Source organism: Actinacidiphila yeochonensis CN732, assembly GCF_000745345.1.
In the GTDB taxonomy this organism is placed as follows: domain Bacteria; phylum Actinomycetota; class Actinomycetes; order Streptomycetales; family Streptomycetaceae; genus Actinacidiphila; species Actinacidiphila yeochonensis.
Genome location: NZ_JQNR01000004.1, coordinates 232,924 through 252,444 on the forward strand (window position 1 = coordinate 232,924; position 19,521 = coordinate 252,444).

Annotated in this window: 17 protein-coding genes and 1 CRISPR repeat array; of the genes, 3 read left to right on the forward strand and 14 right to left on the reverse strand. The window is 73.5% G+C overall.

What is annotated here, in order from left to right:
• Positions 1 to 10: 10 nt before the first annotated feature.
• From BS72_RS32070 to BS72_RS32075, 6 genes are all read right to left on the reverse strand, one after another.
• Positions 11 to 1,795 (reverse strand): RNA polymerase subunit sigma-70, encoded by a 1,785-nt coding sequence (locus tag BS72_RS32070; protein WP_407638944.1) that lies wholly within the window; start codon positions 1,793 to 1,795, stop codon positions 11 to 13.
• A 252-nt stretch (positions 1,796 to 2,047) separates the two neighbouring features.
• The gene (locus tag BS72_RS07905) at positions 2,048 to 4,354 is read right to left on the reverse strand and encodes an MMPL family transporter (protein ID WP_051950802.1); all 2,307 of its coding nucleotides are present in this window, start codon (positions 4,352 to 4,354) and stop codon (positions 2,048 to 2,050) included.
• Between the two features lie 356 nt (positions 4,355 to 4,710).
• The gene (locus tag BS72_RS07910) at positions 4,711 to 5,070 is read right to left on the reverse strand and encodes an ASCH domain-containing protein (protein ID WP_037908270.1); all 360 of its coding nucleotides are present in this window, start codon (positions 5,068 to 5,070) and stop codon (positions 4,711 to 4,713) included.
• Positions 5,067 to 5,231 carry a hypothetical protein gene (locus BS72_RS36365; RefSeq protein WP_157856175.1) on the reverse strand — a complete coding sequence of 55 codons (165 nt, stop codon included), beginning with the start codon at positions 5,229 to 5,231 and terminating at the stop codon, positions 5,067 to 5,069. The genes BS72_RS07910 and BS72_RS36365 overlap by 4 nt, the downstream gene beginning before the upstream one ends.
• A 45-nt stretch (positions 5,232 to 5,276) precedes the next feature.
• Positions 5,277 to 6,280: a CRISPR direct-repeat array (repeat unit 28 nt; unit sequence GGACCACCCCCGCGGGTGCGGGGACGAC).
• 268 nt (positions 6,281 to 6,548) lie between these two features.
• A complete protein-coding gene (locus BS72_RS07915; RefSeq protein WP_037908273.1) occupies positions 6,549 to 7,076 on the reverse strand; it encodes a peptidylprolyl isomerase in 528 nt (175 codons plus the stop codon).
• Positions 7,077 to 7,204: 128 nt separating this feature from the next.
• A complete protein-coding gene (locus BS72_RS32075) occupies positions 7,205 to 7,861 on the reverse strand; it encodes a TetR/AcrR family transcriptional regulator (RefSeq protein WP_107498707.1) in 657 nt (218 codons plus the stop codon).
• A 139-nt stretch (positions 7,862 to 8,000) separates the two neighbouring features.
• On the opposite strand from BS72_RS32075, the gene BS72_RS07925 reads away from it, so the two are divergent.
• Both BS72_RS07925 and BS72_RS07930 read left to right on the forward strand, forming a co-directional pair.
• Positions 8,001 to 10,178, forward strand: coding sequence for an MMPL family transporter (locus BS72_RS07925; protein ID WP_037908275.1), 2,178 nt, complete (start codon positions 8,001 to 8,003; stop codon positions 10,176 to 10,178).
• 135 nt (positions 10,179 to 10,313) lie between these two features.
• The gene (locus BS72_RS07930; protein WP_157856176.1) at positions 10,314 to 10,721 is read left to right on the forward strand and encodes a hypothetical protein; all 408 of its coding nucleotides are present in this window, start codon (positions 10,314 to 10,316) and stop codon (positions 10,719 to 10,721) included.
• Between the two features lie 142 nt (positions 10,722 to 10,863).
• Here BS72_RS07930 and BS72_RS07935 read toward each other — a convergent pair whose 3' ends face one another.
• Positions 10,864 to 11,454 (reverse strand): TetR/AcrR family transcriptional regulator, encoded by a 591-nt coding sequence (locus BS72_RS07935; protein WP_037909488.1) that lies wholly within the window; start codon positions 11,452 to 11,454, stop codon positions 10,864 to 10,866.
• Between the two features lie 73 nt (positions 11,455 to 11,527).
• On the opposite strand from BS72_RS07935, the gene BS72_RS07940 reads away from it, so the two are divergent.
• Positions 11,528 to 12,418, forward strand: a complete 891-nt coding sequence (locus BS72_RS07940) for an SDR family oxidoreductase (RefSeq protein ID WP_078901140.1) — start codon at positions 11,528 to 11,530, stop codon at positions 12,416 to 12,418.
• Here BS72_RS07940 and BS72_RS07945 read toward each other — a convergent pair.
• The 7 genes from BS72_RS07945 to cysC all read right to left on the reverse strand — a co-directional run bounded on the left by BS72_RS07945 (position 12,376) and on the right by cysC (position 19,434).
• Entirely contained in the window at positions 12,376 to 13,113 is a 738-nt protein-coding gene (locus BS72_RS07945; RefSeq protein ID WP_037909490.1) for a sirohydrochlorin chelatase, read from the reverse strand. The two genes, BS72_RS07940 and BS72_RS07945, sit on opposite strands and share 43 nt — an antisense overlap.
• Before the next feature lie 213 nt (positions 13,114 to 13,326).
• Positions 13,327 to 14,301 (reverse strand): ABC transporter permease, encoded by a 975-nt coding sequence (locus tag BS72_RS07950; RefSeq protein WP_037908279.1) that lies wholly within the window; start codon positions 14,299 to 14,301, stop codon positions 13,327 to 13,329.
• On the reverse strand, positions 14,288 to 15,082 hold the full coding sequence (locus BS72_RS07955) for an ABC transporter ATP-binding protein (RefSeq protein ID WP_037909493.1): 795 nt from the start codon (positions 15,080 to 15,082) through the stop codon (positions 14,288 to 14,290). The genes BS72_RS07950 and BS72_RS07955 overlap by 14 nt, the downstream gene beginning before the upstream one ends.
• 81 nt (positions 15,083 to 15,163) lie before the next feature.
• Entirely contained in the window at positions 15,164 to 16,303 is a 1,140-nt protein-coding gene (locus tag BS72_RS07960) for an aliphatic sulfonate ABC transporter substrate-binding protein (RefSeq protein ID WP_232792272.1), read from the reverse strand.
• A 283-nt stretch (positions 16,304 to 16,586) separates the two neighbouring features.
• A complete protein-coding gene (locus tag BS72_RS07965; protein ID WP_037908280.1) occupies positions 16,587 to 17,960 on the reverse strand; it encodes a sulfate adenylyltransferase subunit 1 in 1,374 nt (457 codons plus the stop codon).
• A 2-nt stretch (positions 17,961 to 17,962) separates the two neighbouring features.
• Positions 17,963 to 18,898, reverse strand: coding sequence for a sulfate adenylyltransferase subunit CysD (gene cysD, locus BS72_RS07970; protein ID WP_037908281.1), 936 nt, complete (start codon positions 18,896 to 18,898; stop codon positions 17,963 to 17,965).
• Positions 18,895 to 19,434 carry an adenylyl-sulfate kinase gene (gene cysC / locus BS72_RS07975; protein WP_037908283.1) on the reverse strand — a complete coding sequence of 180 codons (540 nt, stop codon included), beginning with the start codon at positions 19,432 to 19,434 and terminating at the stop codon, positions 18,895 to 18,897. The genes cysD and cysC overlap by 4 nt, the downstream gene beginning before the upstream one ends.
• Positions 19,435 to 19,521: the final 87 nt, after the last annotated feature.

Genomic DNA, 19,521 nt, shown 5'->3' on the forward strand with positions numbered 1-19,521 from the left:
GCGGTCGTCGTCAGGCGCCGCCCGCGCCGGCCCGCATCTGCCGCCCGTCGCGACACGCGGGCGGGCCTGTCCGTACGGGCGGCCCGAACCACCGTACGTCCGTGGCCGTCGGCCGCGATCCGCTGCCGACCCGCCGCCGTGCGCTGCCGCGTGCTGCTGTCCCGCCACCATCCTCTGTCGCCGTGGTCCGCCTTTCCACCCGCGTCGCCGCATATGCGCCCGGCACCGGATGCGCGCGCGGACTGGCCCCATAATCCCACCCGAGGGCCACGTCATCCCCCCAGCTTCCCCGGCAAACCGCCGAAACACGCCGTGAACACGCACCTTCGCGGGTGACGGCCCGCGACTCTCGCACGCGTCCTATCACGGACTGGTGCGAAGTGGTGCGCGCCGCACCGTGGCGGGCTGCGGCCGTTGAGGAGAACCCGCCATGATGAGACGTCAGTTCTGTTCCTGCTGCCGCCGGATGCTCGGGACTCGCCGGACGCTCCAGGCACGCCGGGTCCGTTGGACGCCGGGCCCGCGAACGTCGAACTTCTGGACGTCGGGTCGGGCGGGCGGTCGCGCGGGCGCCGGGGGGTCGGAGCGACGCCGCGAGGTGCCCCCGGATACAGCTGGGCGGTGCAGCCGAGTCGGCGTCCCCGAACCGTCGTCGCGGGCGGGGCGGGACCGCCGGGCCAGGGGCTGCTCGCCCGCCCTCGTACGCGGCGGGGCTGGGCGACACCGGGCCCGCCGCGCGCGGGGACGGGCGCCGGCCGCGCGCGCCGGCCGCCGACGCCTCCCGCCGGCCCCGTATCCGCTCCCGGCCGCGCGACCACCGCGCGCGGGGCGGCACGGCCAGCGTGGCGTCCTCGTGGAGCAGGCTGGTCAGCAGGTCGAGGTCGTACCGCTCGAACGCGTCGACGTAGCGGTCCAGCAGCGCCTGCCGCCCTTCGTCCAGCCCGGCGGCGGCCGCGGTCGGGGACCCCTGCCGGGTGCCGGCGGCCGCGCCGGACGCGGCCAGCGTGGCCCGGGCCCGCTGGAGCGCGCTGTTGACCGAGGGGACGGTGGTGCCCAGCAGCTTCGCCGTCTCCGCGGCCCGCCAGGCCAGCACCTCACGCAGGATCAGCACCGCCCGCTGCTTCGGCGGCAGGTGCTGGAGGGCGGCGACGAAGGCCAGGCGGATCGACTCGCGCGCGACCACCACGTCCGCCGGGTCGCCGCCCGACTCCGGCCCGCGTTCGTCCGGCAGCGGCTCCACCCGCCCGGCCCACCCGTCGTCCGCGGGGCGCCCCGGCAGGACGGCATCGGCCCCGGAGGCGGGGGAGAGGTCCATAGGACGGGCCCGGCGGCGCCCCGCGCTCAGGCTGTCCAGGCAGACGTTGGTGGCGATCCGGTAGAGCCACGAGCGCAGCGAGGAGCGGCCCTCGAAGCCCTCGGCGGCCCGCCAGGCGCGCACCATGGTCTCCTGCACGGCGTCCTCGGCCTCGAAGACCGAGCCGAGCATCCGGTGGCAATAGCCGGTCAGTTCGGTCCGATGCGCTTCGAGGTGCTGCTCGATACCCGCAGAGCCGGAGCCGGAGCCGGAGTTGGGTGCGGGGGTGGAGTCGGGTTCGGGGTCACGGGGTTTGGCGTTGGTGGCGGTGGCGGTGGCGGTGGCGGTGGCGGTGGCGGTGCCGGGGGTGCGGGTGCCGGCGCCGCCGTCGGGCTTCCGTCGTGGCCTCGGCGCGCCGGGCCGCCCGCCCGCTCCAGGTGCATGGGCGTGCATGGACTCGACGCACGCCGTTTCGCCGCTTTTGTGCATCTTCGCACTCATGGCGCCCACCGTACTCGGGGGGACTGACAGCGCCCTCGCACCAGAAGGCGCGGGGCGCTGCCGTGTCATGAGCGGGCCGTGGAGGGCCTGGCCGGGGCGGGTTCCGGCACCGGTTCCGAGCGGGCTTTCGGCGCGGGGCACGGCGCGGGCCTTCGGCGTTGAGGAGGCGAGTCCCCTGAGCCTGCCCGGTCCCGGTCCGGGTCCCCGCCTCCGTCCCCGCTCTGCGCCCGGCCCCGGCACCTGCCCCGGACCTCAGACCCGGTCCGGCACCTGCCCCGCCGGGTGCCCCGGCCGGCCCGGGCCCACGGGGCCGAGCGAGCCGTCCGCGAGGGGGTCGGCAGCCGGTGCCGGGGGCAGCATCGTGGTCTGCTCCGAGAGGTCCGGCAGCCGGCGCATCCAGTGCGGCAGGTGCCAGTTCCGCTCGCCCAGCAGGGCCATCACCGCCGGCAGCAGCACCCCGCGGATCAGCGTGGCGTCGATCAGCACCGCGAAGGCGAGCCCCATGCCCATCTGCTTCATGCTCTGCATCGACAGCGTTCCGAAGATCGCGAAGACCGCCACCATGATCACCGCCGCGCTGGTGACGACGCCCGCGGTCGTGGTGACACCCTGTTGGATCGCGGCCCGGGTGGACAGCCCCCGCATGCGGGCCTCACGGATTCGGGAGACCACGAACACGTGGTAGTCCATGCTCAGCCCGAAGAGGATCACGAAGAGGAAGAGCGGCAGCCAGGCCTCCACCGCGCCCGTTCCGGTCGCACCCACCAGCGAGGCGCCGAAGCCGTGCTGGAAGACCAGTGTCAGCACCCCGTAGGCAGCTCCCACCGACAGCAGGTTCAAGACGACCGAGGTGAGGGCGATGGCCGGCGACCGGAACGACAGCAGCATCAGCAGGAAGGCGAAGACCGTCACGAAGGCGAACACCGGTACGACGCTGGAGCTGATCTTGTGCGCGAAGTCCATGGACTCGGCTGTGTCGCCGCTGATCGGAGCGCTCAGGCCGGGGACGGCGCCCAGGGTGGCGGGCCGCACCTCGTCGCGCAGCAGCCGCAGGTCGGCCTCGGCCTTGGCGTGGTCGGAGCCGCCGGCCAGCGGCACGTCGATCCGGGCCACGTTCTGCGCGGCGTGCACCGTCACCGTCACCGGGCCCTTCGAGGCGCCGGAGGAGACCGCCCGGGCGTCGAACTCCTTGATCGCCTGGCTCACCGACGGCGACGTGATCGCGTCGGCCTTCACCACCACCTCGGCAGGCTGCGGGCCGCCCGGGAAGGCCCGGCTGATGTCCTCGTAAGCCCTGATGACCGGCAGCTTCGTGCCCAACTCCTGGTCCAGGGAGAGGTTCGCGGTGTGCATCGAGAACGCCGGGACGGCGAGGGCGGCCAGCACGCCGCCGGCCAGCACCACCGAGGCCAGCGGCCGGGCCAGCACCGGGCGCAGCACCGCCCGCCACACCCGGCTGCCCTCCTGGCGCTGCCTGGACCGGCCGGTACGGGCGGCCCGCTCGGCCCGCCGCCGGGCCCGCCGCGCGGCCAGCGGCAGCCGGCCCTTCTCGACCCGCTCGCCCAGCAGCGACAGCAGTGCCGGCAGCACGGTGACGGAGCCGAACATCGCGATGGCCACCACGATCATGGTGGAGACGCCCATCGCCTTGAAGTCGCCGATGCCGGTGAAGAGCATCGCGGCCATGGCCACGATGACGGTGATACCGGAGATCAGGATGGACCGGCCCGAGGTCGCCGAGGCGATCCGCAACGCGGTCTCCGGGTCATGGCCGGCCGCCCGCTCCTCCCGCTCCCGGCGCAGGTAGAACAGGCAGTAGTCGACACCGACGGCCAGACCCACCAGCAGCATCACGGAGTTGGCGTCGTCGCTCATCGGCACCAGCCGGCTGACCAGCGCCACCACCCCCGAGGCGGCCACGAACGCGGTCATCGCCAGCACCACCGGCAGCAGCGCGGCCACGAGGGCGCCGAACGCCACCAGCAGGATCGCCAGCGCCACCGGCACGGCGGAGAACTCCGCGGTCTTGAAGTCGCTGCCGAAGGCGTTGTCCGAGGCGTGCGCGCCACTGGCGTCGCCGAACTCCTCGATCTTCAACCCGGGGTGGGCGTCCCGCACCTTCGCCACCGCGTCCAGGACGGGGCTGACGCGGTCGCCCGCGTCGTCGGCCGCGCCGCGCATGTCGAACCGCACCAGGGCGGAGCGGTGGTCGGCCGAGACGGCGCCGCTGTCGTAGGGCGAGCGGATCGCCGTGGCCTGGCCGGTGGCGCGGACGGCGGTGACGACGTCGCCGACGGCGGAACGCACGCCCGGGTCGGTCACGGTGCCCTTCGCCGTCTGGACGAGGACCATCTCGGAGGCCGGGTCCTTCAGCCCCGCGTCGTCCAGGATGGTGGCGGCCTGCGTCACCTCTCCCGGCGTCCCCTTGGCCTCGTCGATGTCGTGCCGGCCGGCTGCCTGCCCGGCCACCACGACCAGGACGACGAAGAGCAGCCATCCACCCACGGCCGCCCAGCGGTGCCGTGCGCTCCAGCCGCCCATGGCTGCGGCGATGCCCATTCTGGTGCCGTGTGCGCGAGCGCGACTCACGGTCGGTCCCCCTTGCGGATCGTCGTGGACCCGGCCGCCTCACGCAGCCGTTCCCTGTCGTCCCCGACGCTACGGACGCCCGCCTCCCACCCCCATCCGGCCAACCGGTCACTTCCGCGCGGGCCGCCCCCACCCGTGGGGTAGGGACAACCCCACCCTCCCCGCGCGCCACCAGCACCCCCGTGACCTGCGCAAACGGCCCTGGAACGCCATGCCCGCCGACGGACCACCCGGGCGGGTGCGGGGACGACGCGGCCCGCTTGGCCTGGCCGACTGGTCCAGGCCGTGAGGACTTGGGGCCGGACACTCCATGCGCGTGCGGGACCTCAGCCGTCGACCAGCTCGATGTTGATGGCGAGCACGCCCAGGGCCTCTTTCGCGGGCGGGTAGATGGCCCGGATGTCGGCGAGCTGCTCCTCCCGCGACGCGGTCGGGTTCACGGTGGCCGCGCCTTCGCGGTCGAGCAGGGTCTCGAAGTCGGTGTATTCGCTGACCCGTTGGATCTTCACGACGCAGGTCTCGTCGGTGTCCTTGATGTGGAAGCGGATCTGGTCACCGGGCCGGAGGTCGGCGAGGTGCGGGTACTTCACACGTACCTCCGTCGTCTTACTGCCGGCCGTGACCAGCTCGAAGTATTTGCGGTACAGGTTCAGGTGGTGGACGCGGCCGGTGGTGGTGTCCGTCATGGTGCTGGAACCCTCCTTGAGCTGGTCATGAAGCGGCCGAGTTCGGAGGCCGAGCACGTCCGGAAGAAGTGCCGGGGGCCACTGAGGACCACCTCCGCCAGGCTGAGCAGGTTGTCGGTGTACTCCTTGACGCTCCCGGGTCCGTCCCGGGTGTCGAGCATCCGGAGTTCCGCCTCCGCCCGGCAAGTTGGCGTACGCGGGACGGAGGACCACCCCCGCGGGTGCGGGGACGACGTCCCGTACTTCGAAAACGCGGACGGGACCAGCGGACCACCCCCGCGGGTGCGGGGACGACCTGCGAACGCGGCCAAGCTGACGTCGGCGTGGCGGACCACCCCCGCGGGTGCGGGGACGACACCGCGCGGGACACCGCCATCGAGGCGGACAAGGGACCACCCCCGCGGGTGCGGGGACGACCGGGCGGGGGAGGCAGCCGTCAGACGCGTTCAGGGACCACCCCCGCGGGTGCGGGGACGACGACGACCTGGAGCGCGAGGACGACAGCCGAGGGGGACCACCCCCGCGGGTGCGGGGACGACCCATCTCCATGCCGCCCATCAGTCCTCCGCGCCGGATCACCCCCGCGGGTGCGGGGACGACATCACGTCCCCGGCCGTCAGGCCCAACGCGGCCGGACCACCCCCGCGGGTGCGGGGACGACCCTCCGCCGTCCCCGCCAAGGGCCTTTGCGGCCGGACCACCCCCGCGGGTGCGGGGACGACGTGAGTAAGACCCGAGGGTCAGACGTAGGGGTCGGACCACCCCCGCGGGTGCGGGGACGACACCGCGCGGGACACCGCCATCGAGGCGGACAAGGGACCACCCCCGCGGGTGCGGGGACGACCGGGCGGGGGAGGCAGCCGTCAGACGCGTTCAGGGACCACCCCCGCGGGTGCGGGGACGACGCCTGCGCGACTTCGCCGGTCTCCTCGGTCAGCGGACCACCCCCGCGGGTGCGGGGACGACCAGATCCCGAAAGCGGGACCGTAGTGCGCACACGGACCACCCCCGCGGGTGCGGGGACGACTCCATGGCCTCTGCGTGCGTGTGTGGCGAATACGGACCACCCCCGCGGGTGCGGGGACGACGGCGCGAGAGGCGATACACGGGGCACACAGAGGGGACCACCCCCGCGGGTGCGGGGACGACGGACCGGCGGTCGCGATGGCGTCGGCCGGCGCCGGACCACCCCCGCGGGTGCGGGGACGACACTTCGTGACCTGCGGTGATGTCAGCGAGGGTGCCGGTTTTCGTTTACGTGCTTCGTGGTCGGGCTTCCGCTCCGAGGGCTGTGCCGGTGGTGTGTCCGGGGCCCAACCAGGCCCAGGGCCACTGTATCCGCGTCGGCCCGGGAGTCGGGGAGCGTGGAGGATGCCCGAGCCCGTCCAGGCGCGGTCGGTCGGTCGGTTTCTCGGTCATGGCGGAGCGGTTCAGCGGTTTAGCGGTTCAGTGGATCAGTGCGTCAGCGCGTCAGTGGGTCAGCGGGTCTGGATCTCGACGGACTCGATGACGACGTCGTTGACCGGGCGGTCGTTGCGGGGGTTGGTGTCGGTGGTGGCGATGGCGTCCACGACCTTCTTCCCCGACTCGTCGGCGACCTCGCCGAAGATGGTGTGCTTCCCGGTCAGCCACGTGGTCGGGGAGACCGTGACGAAGAACTGCGAACCGTTCGTGCCGGGGCCCGCGTTGGCCATGGCCAGCAGGTACGGCTTGGTGAAGGCGAGGTCCGGGTGGAACTCGTCGGGGAAGGTGTAGCCCGGGCCGCCGGAGCCGTTGCCGAGCGGGTCGCCGCCCTGGATCATGAAGCCCTCGATCACGCGGTGGAAGATGGTGCCGTCGTACAGCCGCCGCGTGGTCTTCTGGCCCGTGTTCGGATCGGTCCACTCGCGTTCGCCCTGGGCGAGCTCCACGAAGTTCTTCACGGTCTTCGGGGCGTGGTTCGGCAGCAGCCGCACCACGATGTCGCCCCGGTTCGTCTTCAACGTCGCGTACAGCTCTTCGGCCACGCTGCACCCTTCCCTCGTACGGCTGCGGACCACTCCACCCTACGAACCCGGAAGGGCGGAAAGCCCGCGTCCACGCCGGTCGGTCCCGCCCCCGGCCGGAAACGGAAGCGCCGGCGGGTCGTCGGGCGCTACGGGGCGGCCGGCTCCGCGCTGTCGGCGGCGTGCCGGGCGGCGTCGAGGACGGCGCCGAGGAAGAGCATGACGGAGCGGTGGAAGTCCTCGTCCGGGCCGAGGTGGTGGGGCAGGGCGCTGACGTAGGCGGTGAGGGCGGCGCCGAAGGCCGCTTTGCCGACGGCCAGCATGGGGTGGTCCTCGGGGAGTCCGACGTGCTCGGCGATGGCGGTCCTGGCCAGCTCGGCCGCCTCGGCCACATGGGCGCCGCTGATGGCCTTGAGCTCCGGGTTGGCCTGGTACATGGCGTCGGCGAGCGCGAACAGCTCGGGGTCGGCCAGCTCCCGTTCACGGGTGAGCCAGGAGTCGAGGACCGCCATCAGGTCGCCCTGCGGCTCCGCGGTGAAGGTCGCGGTGAGCCGGGCGGCGAGGGAGTCCGCGAAGGACGTGGCGATGTCGAGCTTGGTCGGGAAGTAGCCGGAGACGGTGCGGGGGGCGACCTCCGCAGCCTCGGCGATGTCGGCGATGGTCGTGTTGTCGTACCCGCGTTCGGCGAACAGCCGCATGGCCGTGTGCTGGATCAGCGTGTACCTCTTCGCCTTCGAGCGCTCCCGCAGGCCCTGGCGCTGGGCGGGAGGAGTGGCGGCCGGGCTGCCGGCGGCGGTCGCGTCCATGTGACGATGCTAACACGGGATGCATTTTTGCAGTGGACTGCAAGTACGCCTACGGTGGTGAGGTAAGAGTCGGTAACGGGGGACGGGTGTGTCGCCGACCGCCACCGGGGGCGGAATCCCGCGAGAGCCGAGGAGACCTGTGTCGACTCACCTGTACCGACTTGCGCGCTGGTGCTTCCACCGGCGCAAGCGGGTCCTGGCCGTCTGGCTGCTGCTGGTCGTCGCCGTCATCGGCATCGCCAAGGCGTCCGGCGGCAAGACCAGTGACACCTTCACGGTGCCCGGGACGGAGTCCCAGCACGTGACGTCGGTGCTGGAGAAGAAGCTGCCGGCCGCGTCCGGCGGCTCGACCCAGGTGGTGTTCGCGGCCGGCTCCGACATCACCGCCGCCCACTACAAGGCGGCCGTCGACCAGGCCGTCACGCGCCTGAGCCACCTCCCCCAGGTCGCCGCGGTAGCCAACCCCTACCAGTCCAAGGCCGTCTCGCCGGACAAGCGGATCGCGCTGGCGACCGTCTACTACACGGTGCCGGCCCCCGAGGTGAAGTCCGCCACCGTCGACAAGCTGGAGCCGACCGTGGCGGCGGCCCACTCGGCCGGCGTCGAGGTCGAGTTCAGCGGCACGGTCTATCCGCAGGCCACCAGCGCGGCCAGCCCTGAGCTCGTCGGCGTGGTGGTGGCGCTGGTCATCCTGGTGCTCACCTTCGGATCGCTGGTGGCCGGCGGGCTGCCCATCGTCACGGCCCTGTTCGGCGTGATCATCTCGATGATGGGCATGACCGCCCTCGCCGCCGTCACCGACATCGCCTCCGCCGCCACCTCGGTCGGCGCCATGCTGGGTATCTCCTGCGGCATCGACTACGCCCTCTTCATCCTCTCCCGCTACCGCACCCACCTGCTGGCCGGCCTCACGCCCCGCGAGGCGGCCGGACGGGCGGCAGGTACGGCGGGCAGTTCGGTGGTCTTCGCCGCGCTGTCCGTCGTGATCGCGCTGTGCGGGCTGGCCGTGGTCGGGATTCCGTTCCTGACCACCATGGGCCTGGCCGCCGCCGGATCGGTGCTGGTGGCGCTGCTGATCGCGCTGACGCTGCTGCCGGCCGCCCTCGGCTTCGCCGGCCACCGCGCCGCCCGCTTCTCGCGGCTGCCGATCCTGCGCCGGGCGCTGCCGGCGACCCGCACCGCCGCCGACCACCCGGAGAAGCTGGCCGGCACCCGCTGGGCCGCGTGGGTGGCCCGCCGCCGGGTGCCCGTCCTGGTGGCCGGGGTCATCGCGCTGGGCGTGCTGGCCATACCGGCCGCGTCCATGAACCTCGGCCTGCCCGGCGCCAGCTCCCGGCCGGCGAGCGACACCTCCCGCCGCGCCTACGACCTGACGACCGAGCACCTCGGCGCCGGCTACAACGGCAGCCTCGCCGTGGTCGCCGAGAACGTCACGAAGCCCGCCCAGGCCCAGCAGGACGCGGCCGCCCTGGCCAAGGTGCCCGGCGTGGCCTCGGCGAAGGTCAGCACCGTCACCCACGGCATCGCGCTGATCAGCGTGGTCCCCACCACGGGCCCCAACGACCAGGCCACCACCGACCTCGTCCACCGCATCCGCGACGACCGGACGGCCATCGAGGCGGACACCGGCACGCACCTGCTCGTCGGCGGCGCCACCGCGACCAACATCGACGTCTCCAGCAAGCTCGGCAGCGCGCTGCCCGTCTTCCTGGTCACCGTCGTCGGCCTGGCCTTCATCCTGCTGACCTTCGCGTTCCGGACCATCCTGGTGCCGCTCAAGTCGATCGTCGGCTTCCTGCTGTCGGTCGGCGCGTCCTTCGGCGCGGAGGTCGCCGTCTTCCAGTGGGGCTGGCTGGGGAACGTGCTCGGCGTCGACAAGAGCCAGACGCTCAGCTTCCTGCCGATCATCCTGCTCGCGATCGTCTTCGGGCTGTCCAGCGACTACGAGGTCTTCGTCGTCTCCCGGATCAAGGAGCACTTCACCAAGCACGGTGACGCCCGCCGCGCGGTGGTCCTCGGCACCGGGCAGTCGGCCCGCGTGGTCAGCGCGGCGGCGCTCATCATGGCCGCCGTCTTCGCCTCCTTCCTGTTCACCTCCGACCCGATCATCAAGTCCATCGGCTTCAGCTTCTCCATCGGCGTGCTGATCGACGCCTTCGTCGTGCGCCTGACACTGGTGCCCGCCCTGATGGCCATCGTCGGCGAGAAGATCTGGTACCACCCGCGGTGGTACGGAAAGCACGTCCCCGACCCCGACATCGAGGGCGAGAAGCTGGAGGCGAGCCTCCGGGAGGAGGGCGAGCTCACCTCCGTCTGACCTCGCTCCGAGCGGCCCCCGTCGGCCCCCGTCGGCTCCTCGCGGCCTTCCCGGCCCCGCGCCATCCCGTGCACGCCTACGGTTGGCGCGGGGCCGGCCGTCGTACGGGCCGTCCCGTCCCGAAGGGGACCGGCGGTGAAGGGGGAGGGCGCGATGGGGGAGGGCGCGATGGCGCGGTGGGGACTGCTGGGCATCGGGGGGCGGCAAGCCCCCCACTACGCGATGGACGTGCTGGAGGAGGTCGACGGCACGCGCGAGGAGGCGCTGGCGCGCCTGGAGGTTCTGGTCCGCGAGGAGTTGGCGAGGCGCCCGAAGGGGCTGCGGACGCGCATGTTCCGCACCGCCGACGGCTTCCTGCTGGTGACCGAGAGGATGGTGCACGGCCACGGGGTGCACTTCACCGTCGCCGAACTCGTGCACGACACCGAGGACGACCGGCGGGCGGAGCTGGAGGCCGACGCGGCGAGGCGCCAGGAACGGGCCGAACGCAGGGCGCGCGAACGGGCGGAACGCAGGAACCGGGGCGAGGACGGCCACCGCTGACCTGGCCCGCACGGGGCTGAGCCCTCACCCGGGTTCCCGCGCCGCTGCGCCCTCGCGGCGGCGGGGTTCCCGCGCCGCTGAGCTCCCGTGCTGACCGGGCTCCCGCGCCGCTGAGCCCTCGCGGCGGCGGGGCTTCCGGAGGTCAGGCCGACGTCGCCACGCCGGCGTCGGCGACCATCCGGACCAGCGTGGTGACGAGTTCGTCGGCGGTGGTGTGCCACTTGTCGGCGGTGAGGTGGCGGCTGAGTTCCAGGCCCGCCATGCCGTGGGCGCTGGCGAGCAGCAGGGCTCCGTAGTGCCGGGCCTGTTCCTCGCCGACGAGGGCGGCGACGACCGCCAGGAACTCGTCCTGGGCGTACCCGGCAGCCTGGACGGCCGCGGCCGTGTCGCCCGCGGGCGTGCTGAACATCATCTGGTAGAGGTGGGGCTGGCCGCGGCCGACGTCGATCAGCGCGTGGAGCACCCCGCGCAGCTTCTCGGCCGCGGAGGTGCCCGGGTCCGTGCGCAGGGTGTGCACCTGATGGCCGAAGCGTTCCCAACCTTCGGCCGCGACGGCCGTGAGCAGGCTGTCCTTGTCCGGGAAGTGCCGGTACGGCGCCCCTCGCGACACGCCCGCGCGGGCCCCCACCTCGCGCAGGGTGACCGCGTCGAGCCCTCCGAGGTCGAGGAGTTCGGCGGCGGCGTCGATGAGGGCGCGGCGGGTCGCGGCTGCGGATTCCTCACGGCTGACCATGGCGCCCATCATACAGTTGACGCTGTCACCTCATTGAGTTGACATTGTCATCTCGGGTGCTAGTGTCGTTGAGGTGACAACGTCATCCGAAACCCAGAAACTCGTCGTCGTGACCGGGGCCTCCACGGGCATGGGCGCGGCCACCGCCCGGGAGCTCGCGGGCCGGGGGTTCCACGTCCTGGCCGGGGTGCGGCGCGACAAGGACGCCGACGCCGTCCGGGCGGAGCACGTCGAACCCGTCCTCCTCGACATCACCGAGCCCGAGCGGATCGCGGCGCTCGCCGCACGGGTCGGCGGCGACCACCGCGCCCTGCACGCGCTCGTCAACAACGCCGGCATCTCCGTGAACGCCCCGGTCGAGGCGCTCCCGCTGCCCGAGTGGCGGAGGCAGTTCGAGGTCAACCTCTTCGGCCACATCGCCGTCACCCAGGCGCTCCTGCCGGCGCTGCTGGACAGCCGGGGCCGCGTGGTCAACATCAGCTCGGTCGGCGGGAAGGTCGCCCTGCCGGCCTACGGTGCCTACGCCGGCTCGAAGTTCGCCCTGGAGGCGGTCAGCGACTCGCTCCGCCGGGAACTGGCCCCGCTGGGCGTGAAGGTGGTCGTCATCGAGCCGGGCGGCGTCCGCACGGAGATCACCGGGAACGCCGTCGCCGCCGTCGAGGAACTGGCCGGCCGGATGTCGGCGGAGCTCAACGAGCGCTACGGCAAGCTGCTCCAGGCGGTCGTCGGGCAGGCGAGATCCTTCGACACGGGCGGCCTGTCCGCCGACACGGCCGCCAAGGTCATCGCCGACGCCGTGACGCACCGCAAGCCCCGTACCCGCTACACCGTCGGCCGCGACGGCGCCGTGCTCACCCGCCTGGCCCGGCTGCTGCCCGACCGCGCCCTGGACCGCCTCCTCGCCGCCGGCCTGCGGCGCCACTACCCGGCGCCGACGGGGGCGGCGGCGAGCGCCTCGGCGTAGCGGCGCAGCAGCAGCGCCGCCAGCTCGGGGGCCGCGCCCAGCACCGGCGCGAGGAGGTCGGCGCCGGCCGCGCGGGCGCCCGCGGCGATGCGGTCGGGCAGGAAGCCGGGCGCGACGACGTAGGGCGCCACCGCGATCCGGCGGGCGCCGCGCGCCCGCAGCGCCCGTACCGCGTCCTCGGTACGCGGGCCGGACGCGGAGGCGTGGGCGGCGAGCACCTCGGCCCAGCCCGCCGTCCGCCGCCAGTCCCGTGCCACCCGCTCGACCACCGCGTTCGCCGCCGGGTCGGAGGAGCCGGCCGCGGCCAGTACGACGGACGTGGTGGCCCGGTCGGCCTCGCGCAGCCCCGCCTCCGCCAGCCGCCGCTCCAGCGCGGCGACCAGCAGCGGCGACGGCCCGAGCACACCGGCGGGGCGCAGCCGCACGCCCGGCTGCTCGGCGGCGGCGCGCCGCAGGGCGGCCGGGACGTCGGTCCTGGCGTGGAAGGCCCGGGTCAGCAGCAGCGGCAGCGCCACCGCCTCGCGCACTCCGTCGGCGGCCAGCCGCGCCACCGCCTCCGGCACCGCGGGGCCGCACAGGTCGAGGAACGCGGCCTCCACCCGCAGCCCGGGGCGGGCCGCCGCGGCCGCCGCCGACAGCTCCCGGACGGTCGCCGCGTGCCGCGCGTCCCGCGACCCGTGCGCGATCACCAGCAGCGGCGGCGGCCCGTCGGCGGACCGTACGGCGGACCGGAGGCCGCCTGGCGGCGAGGGCGTTCCGCGCACGTCGTCCACGCGCCCGCCGTTCACGGGCACGTCGTTCACGCGCCCGCCGTTCACGGGCACGCCGTTCCCGCGCACGTCGTTCCTGTTCGCGCCGTTCACGCGCACGCCGTTCACGCTCGCCCCGTTCCGCTCACGACGGTCCGCTCACGAGGTTCCCGAGGTGAGGCCGCGGCTGCGCAGCACCCAGCGCTCCAGCGGACTGAAGACGATCTGGTCGATGGCGATGCCGACGACCAGGATGAGCAGGATGCCGAGGAACACCCCGGCCATGTCGGACGCCTCGCGCATGTTCTCAAGGTAGCGGCCCAGGCCCACGCCGAGGTCGGGGGAGGAGGCGATCAGCTCCGCCGCCATCAGCGAGCGCCAGGAGAACGCCCAGCCCTGCTTGAGGCCCGCGACGTAGCCGGGCAGCGCGGCCGGCAGCAGCACGTGCCAGGCGCTGCTCAGCCCGCTCGCGCCGAGGTTGCGGCCGGCCCGCAGGTACAGCGGCGGCACCTGGTCGATGCCGGAGACCAGGCCGTTGGCGATCGAGGGCACCGCCCCCAGCAGGATCACCGCGTACATCGCCTTGTCCTCGATGCCCAGCCAGATCACGGCGGCCGGCACCCACGCCACCGAGGGCAGCGACTGAAGGCCCGTCAGGATCGGGCCGAAGGCGGCCCGGACGAACCGCACCCGGGCCACCACCAGCCCGAGCGGGGTGCCGATCACCAGCGCCGCGAGGAAGCCCAGCAGGCCGCGCTCGACGCTGGTCCAGATGATCGAGAACAGGTCGCCCGCCTGCCAGCGGTCGGCGAGTTCGGTCCACACCGCGTGCGGGCTGGGCAGCTTCGTCTGGTCGGACACCCCGGCGCTGACGGCGACCTGCCACACCACCAGGACGAGGAGGGCGGCGCTCAGCGGCGGCAGCACCTTGCCGACCAGCGTCCGTCCCAGCGGGGTGCGGCCGACCGCCACGGTCTCCAGGGCGTCCAGGCCCGCCTCCAGCCCGGACAGGTCCCGCTCACGGTCCCGGACCCGGTCCTCGTCCGGAGCGGCGGCCGTGCCGGGCTCCTCGCGCGCCGCGGCGGGGTCCGCCGCCGTGTGCTCCTGCGTCTGCCCGGTCTCAGTGCTGGCCATGACGGCGGATCTCCCCCCGCAGTTCCTCGGTGATCTCGACGGACAGGTCCGCCACCGCCGCGTCCTCGATCCGGCGCGGCTGCGGGATGTCGATGCGCCACTCCCGGTTGATCCGGCCGGGCCGGGAGGAGAGCAGCACCACCCGCTGGGCCAGCCGCACCGCCTCGCGGACGTTGTGGGTGACGAACATGACCGAGAGGCTGGTCTCGGCCCAGATCCGGGACAGCTCGTCGTGCAGCACGTCCCGGGTGATGGCGTCCAGCGCCGCGAACGGCTCGTCCATCAGCAGCAGTTGGCTGTCCTGGGCGAGTGCGCGGGCCAGCGCCACGCGCTGCCGCATACCGCCGGACAGCTCGTGCACCCGCTTGTCGTACGCGCCGCCCAGCCGTACCAGCGACAGCAGCCGCTCGGCCTCCGGGCGGCGTTGCTCGCGCGGCACCCCGCGCAGCCGCAGCGCCAGTTCGACGTTGCGGCCGGCGGTCAGCCACGGGAAGAGCGCGTGCTCCTGGAACATCAGGGCGGGCCGGCCGCCGGGCGTGTCGATCGTGCCGGCGCTCGGGCGGTCAAGCCCGGCCACCAGGTTCAGCAGGGTCGACTTGCCGCACCCCGAGGCACCCAGCAGGCAGACGAACTCGCCCGGTGCGACGTCGAGCGTGATCCCGTCCAGCACGGGCTGTTCGGTGCCGGGCCTGCCGAACACCTTCGACACGCGGTCCAGCCGCGCGGCGTGCCCGGCGGCCGGCGCGGCGGCCGGCGTGGGGCCGGTGAGCGTGTCGGCCATGGCGGTCACCTCCTGGGGTCCTCGTAAGTGGGCGGGTGGCCGGGCGCGGCCGGGCTGCCGGCCGCGCCCCGCCGGGGGTGGCTACTGCTCGCCGAGTCCGGCGGCGGACACCGTCGCGTCGCCCTGCTGCTTGAGCACCTTGTTGAGCAGCCGCAGGTCGTAGATGCCGTCCAGCTCCGGCTGCTTGAGCAGGCCCGCGTCCACCGCGTGCTGGGCCTCCTCCTTCGCGGTCTGCGCCAGCGGGTCGTCCAGCACCGTGATGGACTTCCAGGCCGGGTCGAGCTGAGTGGCCGGCAGCGACTTCTGGGTGAGCGCGGCCAGTTGGGCGTTGGCGTCGGCCTTGGCCTGGTCCGGGTTCGCGTTGATGAAGGCGTTGGTCTTCACCGAGCCGGCCAGCACGGCCTCCACCACGTCCGGGTGGGCGGTCAGGAACTTCTGGGAGACGATCATGTTGGTGATCACGAACTTCTGGTCCGGCCACAGCGTGCTCTCGTCGATCAGCACCTTCGCGCCCTCGTCGACCAGCTTCGACGCGGTGGGCTCGGGCACCCACGCCCCGTCGATGGAGCCGTTCTTGTAGGCCTCGGGGGTGATCGAGTTGTCGGTGCGCACCACCGAGACGTCGCCCTTGCCGCTCTCCGCGTCGACCTTCCAGCCCTGCTGCTTGATCCAGTTGAGCAGCGCCACGTCCTGCGTGTTGCCCAGCTGCGGGGTGGCGATCTTCTTGCCCTTGACGTCGGCGATCGTCTTGATCTTCTTCGGGTTGACGACCAGCTTGACGCCGCCGGAGGCCGAACCGGAGATGATCCGCAGGTCCTTGCCGCCGGACTTGGTGTAGCCGTTGATGGCGGGGGAGGGGCCGAGCCAGCCGATGTCGATGGAGCCGGCGTTCAGCGCCTCGATCTCCGCCGGGCCGGCGTTGAACGTCGACTGCTTGATGGTGGTGGCGCCCAACTCCTTCTGGAACAGGCCCTCCTTGAGGCCGACCAGCGGAGTGGCGTGGGTGAGGTTCGGGAAGAAGCCGATCCGGACCTGGTCGGCGGAGAGCTTCTTGCCGCCGGTGGAGCTGGCGGACGGGGCCGCCGCGGCGTCGTCCTTCTTGTCGGAGCCGTAGCCGCAGCCGGCCAGGACGCCGGCGAGCAGCGGCAGGGTGACGGCCGCGGCGACGAGTCTGCGGCGGTGGTCGGGACGGGCGGAGCGGCGGCTGAACAGGGCGGACACGGGGTTTCCCTTCCTGGGGCCCGGCGTGGCGCGCGCCCTGTCGGGTCAGCGCGCGGCCGGTGATCGGTGGAGGTGGTGCGTACGGTGCGGCGGTGCGGGTACGGCCGGGGCGCACGAGCGCGTGCGGATGCCCCGTGAGGTGGCCCGGGTGGGCACCTCGCAGGTCAGCCCGCACATCGTGAGACCCCGCCGGTGCCGGCCCCGAGTCTGCCGCTGCCGACGCGTCCGCCCTCCTTCGCGAAGCCCGCGAAGGCGTCCCGTATCCGCCCCGTCCGGTCCACCGTCAGAAGTCCCATCCGTCGGTTCCGGCCTCAGGGGTGGCGGTGCCGGGGCCGGACTCGGCGAACGCCTCGCCCACCATGCCGGCCGTGAGCGTGGTGCCGTCGGCCGGGTCGATGAGCAGGAAGGAGCCGGTCTGCCGGGAGTCGGCGTAGGCGTCGACGGGCAGCGGCTCGGCGGTGCGCAGCCGCACCGCGCCGATGTCGTTGACCTCCAGTGCCCACGGCGCGCCGTCGTGGGCCAGCCCGTGCGAGAGGTCGATCCGGTAGGGCAGCTCCTTCACCAGCGCCTTGACGGTGCGGGTGCCGTGCCGCAGCAGTACCCGCTCGCCCACCCGCAGCGGCCGTTCGTGCAGGTGGCAGACGGTGGCCAGGATGTCCTGGGTGACCGGCGGCGCGGCGGAGCTGGGTGCGATCAGGTCGCCGCGGGAGACGTCCAGGTCGTCGGCGAGCCGCAGCGTCACCGACTGCGGAGCCCACGCGGTGTCGACCGGCTCGCCCAGCGCGTCGATGCCGCTGACGGTGGTGGTGCGGCCGGACGGCAGCACCGTGACCTGCTCGCCCACCCGCAGGACCCCGGAGGCTATCTGGCCGGCGTAGCCGCGGTAGTCCGGGTGGTCGGCGCTCTGCGGGCGGATCACGTACTGCACCGGGAAGCGCGCCGGGGCACCTCCCGCCGAAGACAGCGGGAGCGCGGGGTCGTGGCCGACCGGGACGGTCTCCAGGTGCTCCAGCACCGTCGGGCCGCCGTACCAGTCCATGGTGGCCGACGGCTCCACCACGTTGTCGCCGGCCAGCGCGGAGATCGGGATCGCGGTGACCTCGGGCACGCCCAGCGAGGCGGCGTACGCGGTGAACTCCTCGGCTATGGCGGCGAACACCGGTTCGGCGTACTCCACCAGGTCCATCTTGTTGACGGCGAGCACCACGTGCGGCACCCGCAGCAGGGCCGCGACGGCGGCGTGCCGGCGGGTCTGCTCGACGACGCCGTTGCGGGCGTCGACCAGCACCACGGCCAGCTGCGCGGTGGACGCGCCGGTGACCATGTTGCGGGTGTACTGCACGTGCCCGGGGGTGTCGGCGAGGATGAACCGCCGCCGGGGGGTGGCGAAGTAGCGGTAGGCGACGTCGATGGTGATGCCCTGCTCGCGCTCGGCGCGCAGGCCGTCGGTGAGCAGCGCCAGGTCCGGGGCCTCCTGGCCGCGGCTCTGCGAGGCCCGCTCCACCGCCTCCAGCTGGTCGGCGAGGACCGACTTGGAGTCGTGCAGCAGGCGTCCGACCAGCGTGGACTTGCCGTCGTCCACGGAGCCCGCGGTGGCGAACCGCAGCAGGGTGGTGGCCGAGAGCTGCTCGGCGGTGATCGGGCTGGTGGTCGTCATGGCTAGAAGTACCCCTCGCGCTTGCGGTCTTCCATGGCGGCCTCGGAGAGCTTGTCGTCGGCCCGGGTGGCGCCGCGCTCGGTCAGCCGGGACGCGGCGATCTCGGCGATCACGGCGTCGAGGTCGGCCGCGTCGGAGTCCACCGCCCCGGTGCAGGACATGTCGCCGACGGTGCGGTAGCGCACCGTCCTGCTCTGCACCCGCTCGCCCTCGCGGGGACCGCCCCACTCGCCGGCGGTCAGCCACATGCCGCCCCGGTCGAACACCTCGCGCTCGTGGGCGAAGTAGATCTCCGGCAGCGCGATCGCCTCCCGGGCGATGTACTGCCACACGTCCAGCTCGGTCCAGTTGGACAGCGGGAAGACCCGGACGTGCTCGCCCGGCGCGTGCCGGCCGTTGTACAGCGACCACAGCTCGGGGCGCTGGCGGCGCGGGTCCCACTGGGAGAACTCGTCGCGCAGCGAGAAGACCCGCTCCTTGGCCCGGGCCTTCTCCTCGTCGCGCCGGCCGCCGCCGAACACCGCGTCGAAGCCGTGCCGCTGGATCGCGTCGGTGAGCGGGACGGTCTGCAGCGGGTTGCGGGTGCCGTCGGGGCGCTCGCGCAGCCGGCCGTCGTCGATGTAGTCCTGCACGCTGGCCACGTGCAGCCGCAGGGAGTGCTCGGCGACGGTGCGGTCGCGGAAGGCCAGCACCTCCGGGAAGTTGTGGCCGGTGTCCACGTGCAGCAGGGGGAACGGCACCGCGGCGGGCGTGAACGCCTTCAGCGCCAGGTGCAGCATGACGATGGAGTCCTTGCCGCCGGAGAAGAGCAGCACCGGCCGCTCGAACTCCCCGGCGACCTCGCGCATGATGTGGACCGCCTCGGACTCCAGGGCGTCCAGGTGGGTGAGCGCGTACGGGCTGCCGGTGGACCCGGTCTGCTCCACGGTCGCGGTCATGCGGTCAGTCCCCTCTCCGCCAGAAGCGCGTGTACGGCGTCCGCCGACTGCTCGACGGTCCGCCCCTGCGTCTCGATCCGCAGGTCGGGCCGGGCGGGGACCTCGTAGGGGTCGTCCACCCCGGTCAGCCCGGTCAGCTCCCCGGCCGCCTGCCGCGCGTACAGGCCCTTGACGTCGCGGTCCGCGCAGACGTCCAGCGGGGTGGCCACGTGCACCTCCAGGTAGGCGGTGCCCTCGGCCTCGTGCCGCTTGCGCACCGCCTCGCGGCTCTCGGCGTACGGCGCGATGACCGGTACCAGCACCACCACGCCGTGCGAGGCGAGGAGTTCGGCGACGAAGCCGATGCGCCGCACGTTGGTGTCCCGGTCGGCGCGGCTGAAGCCCAGGCCGGCCGAGAGGAACTCCCGCACCTCGTCGCCGTCGAGCACCTCGGCCCGGCGGCCCTGGGCGCGCAGCCGCTCCGTCGCCGCGCGGGCGATGGTGGTCTTGCCGGCGCTCGGCAGGCCGGTGAGCCAGACGGTGGCCCCGGTGCTCATGGTGTCCCCTCCATCGGGTCCGCGGGGAGGACGGCGCCCGGTCGTGGCGGTGTCCTCGGCATGTCCGGCGTGTCCGGCGTGCTCGGC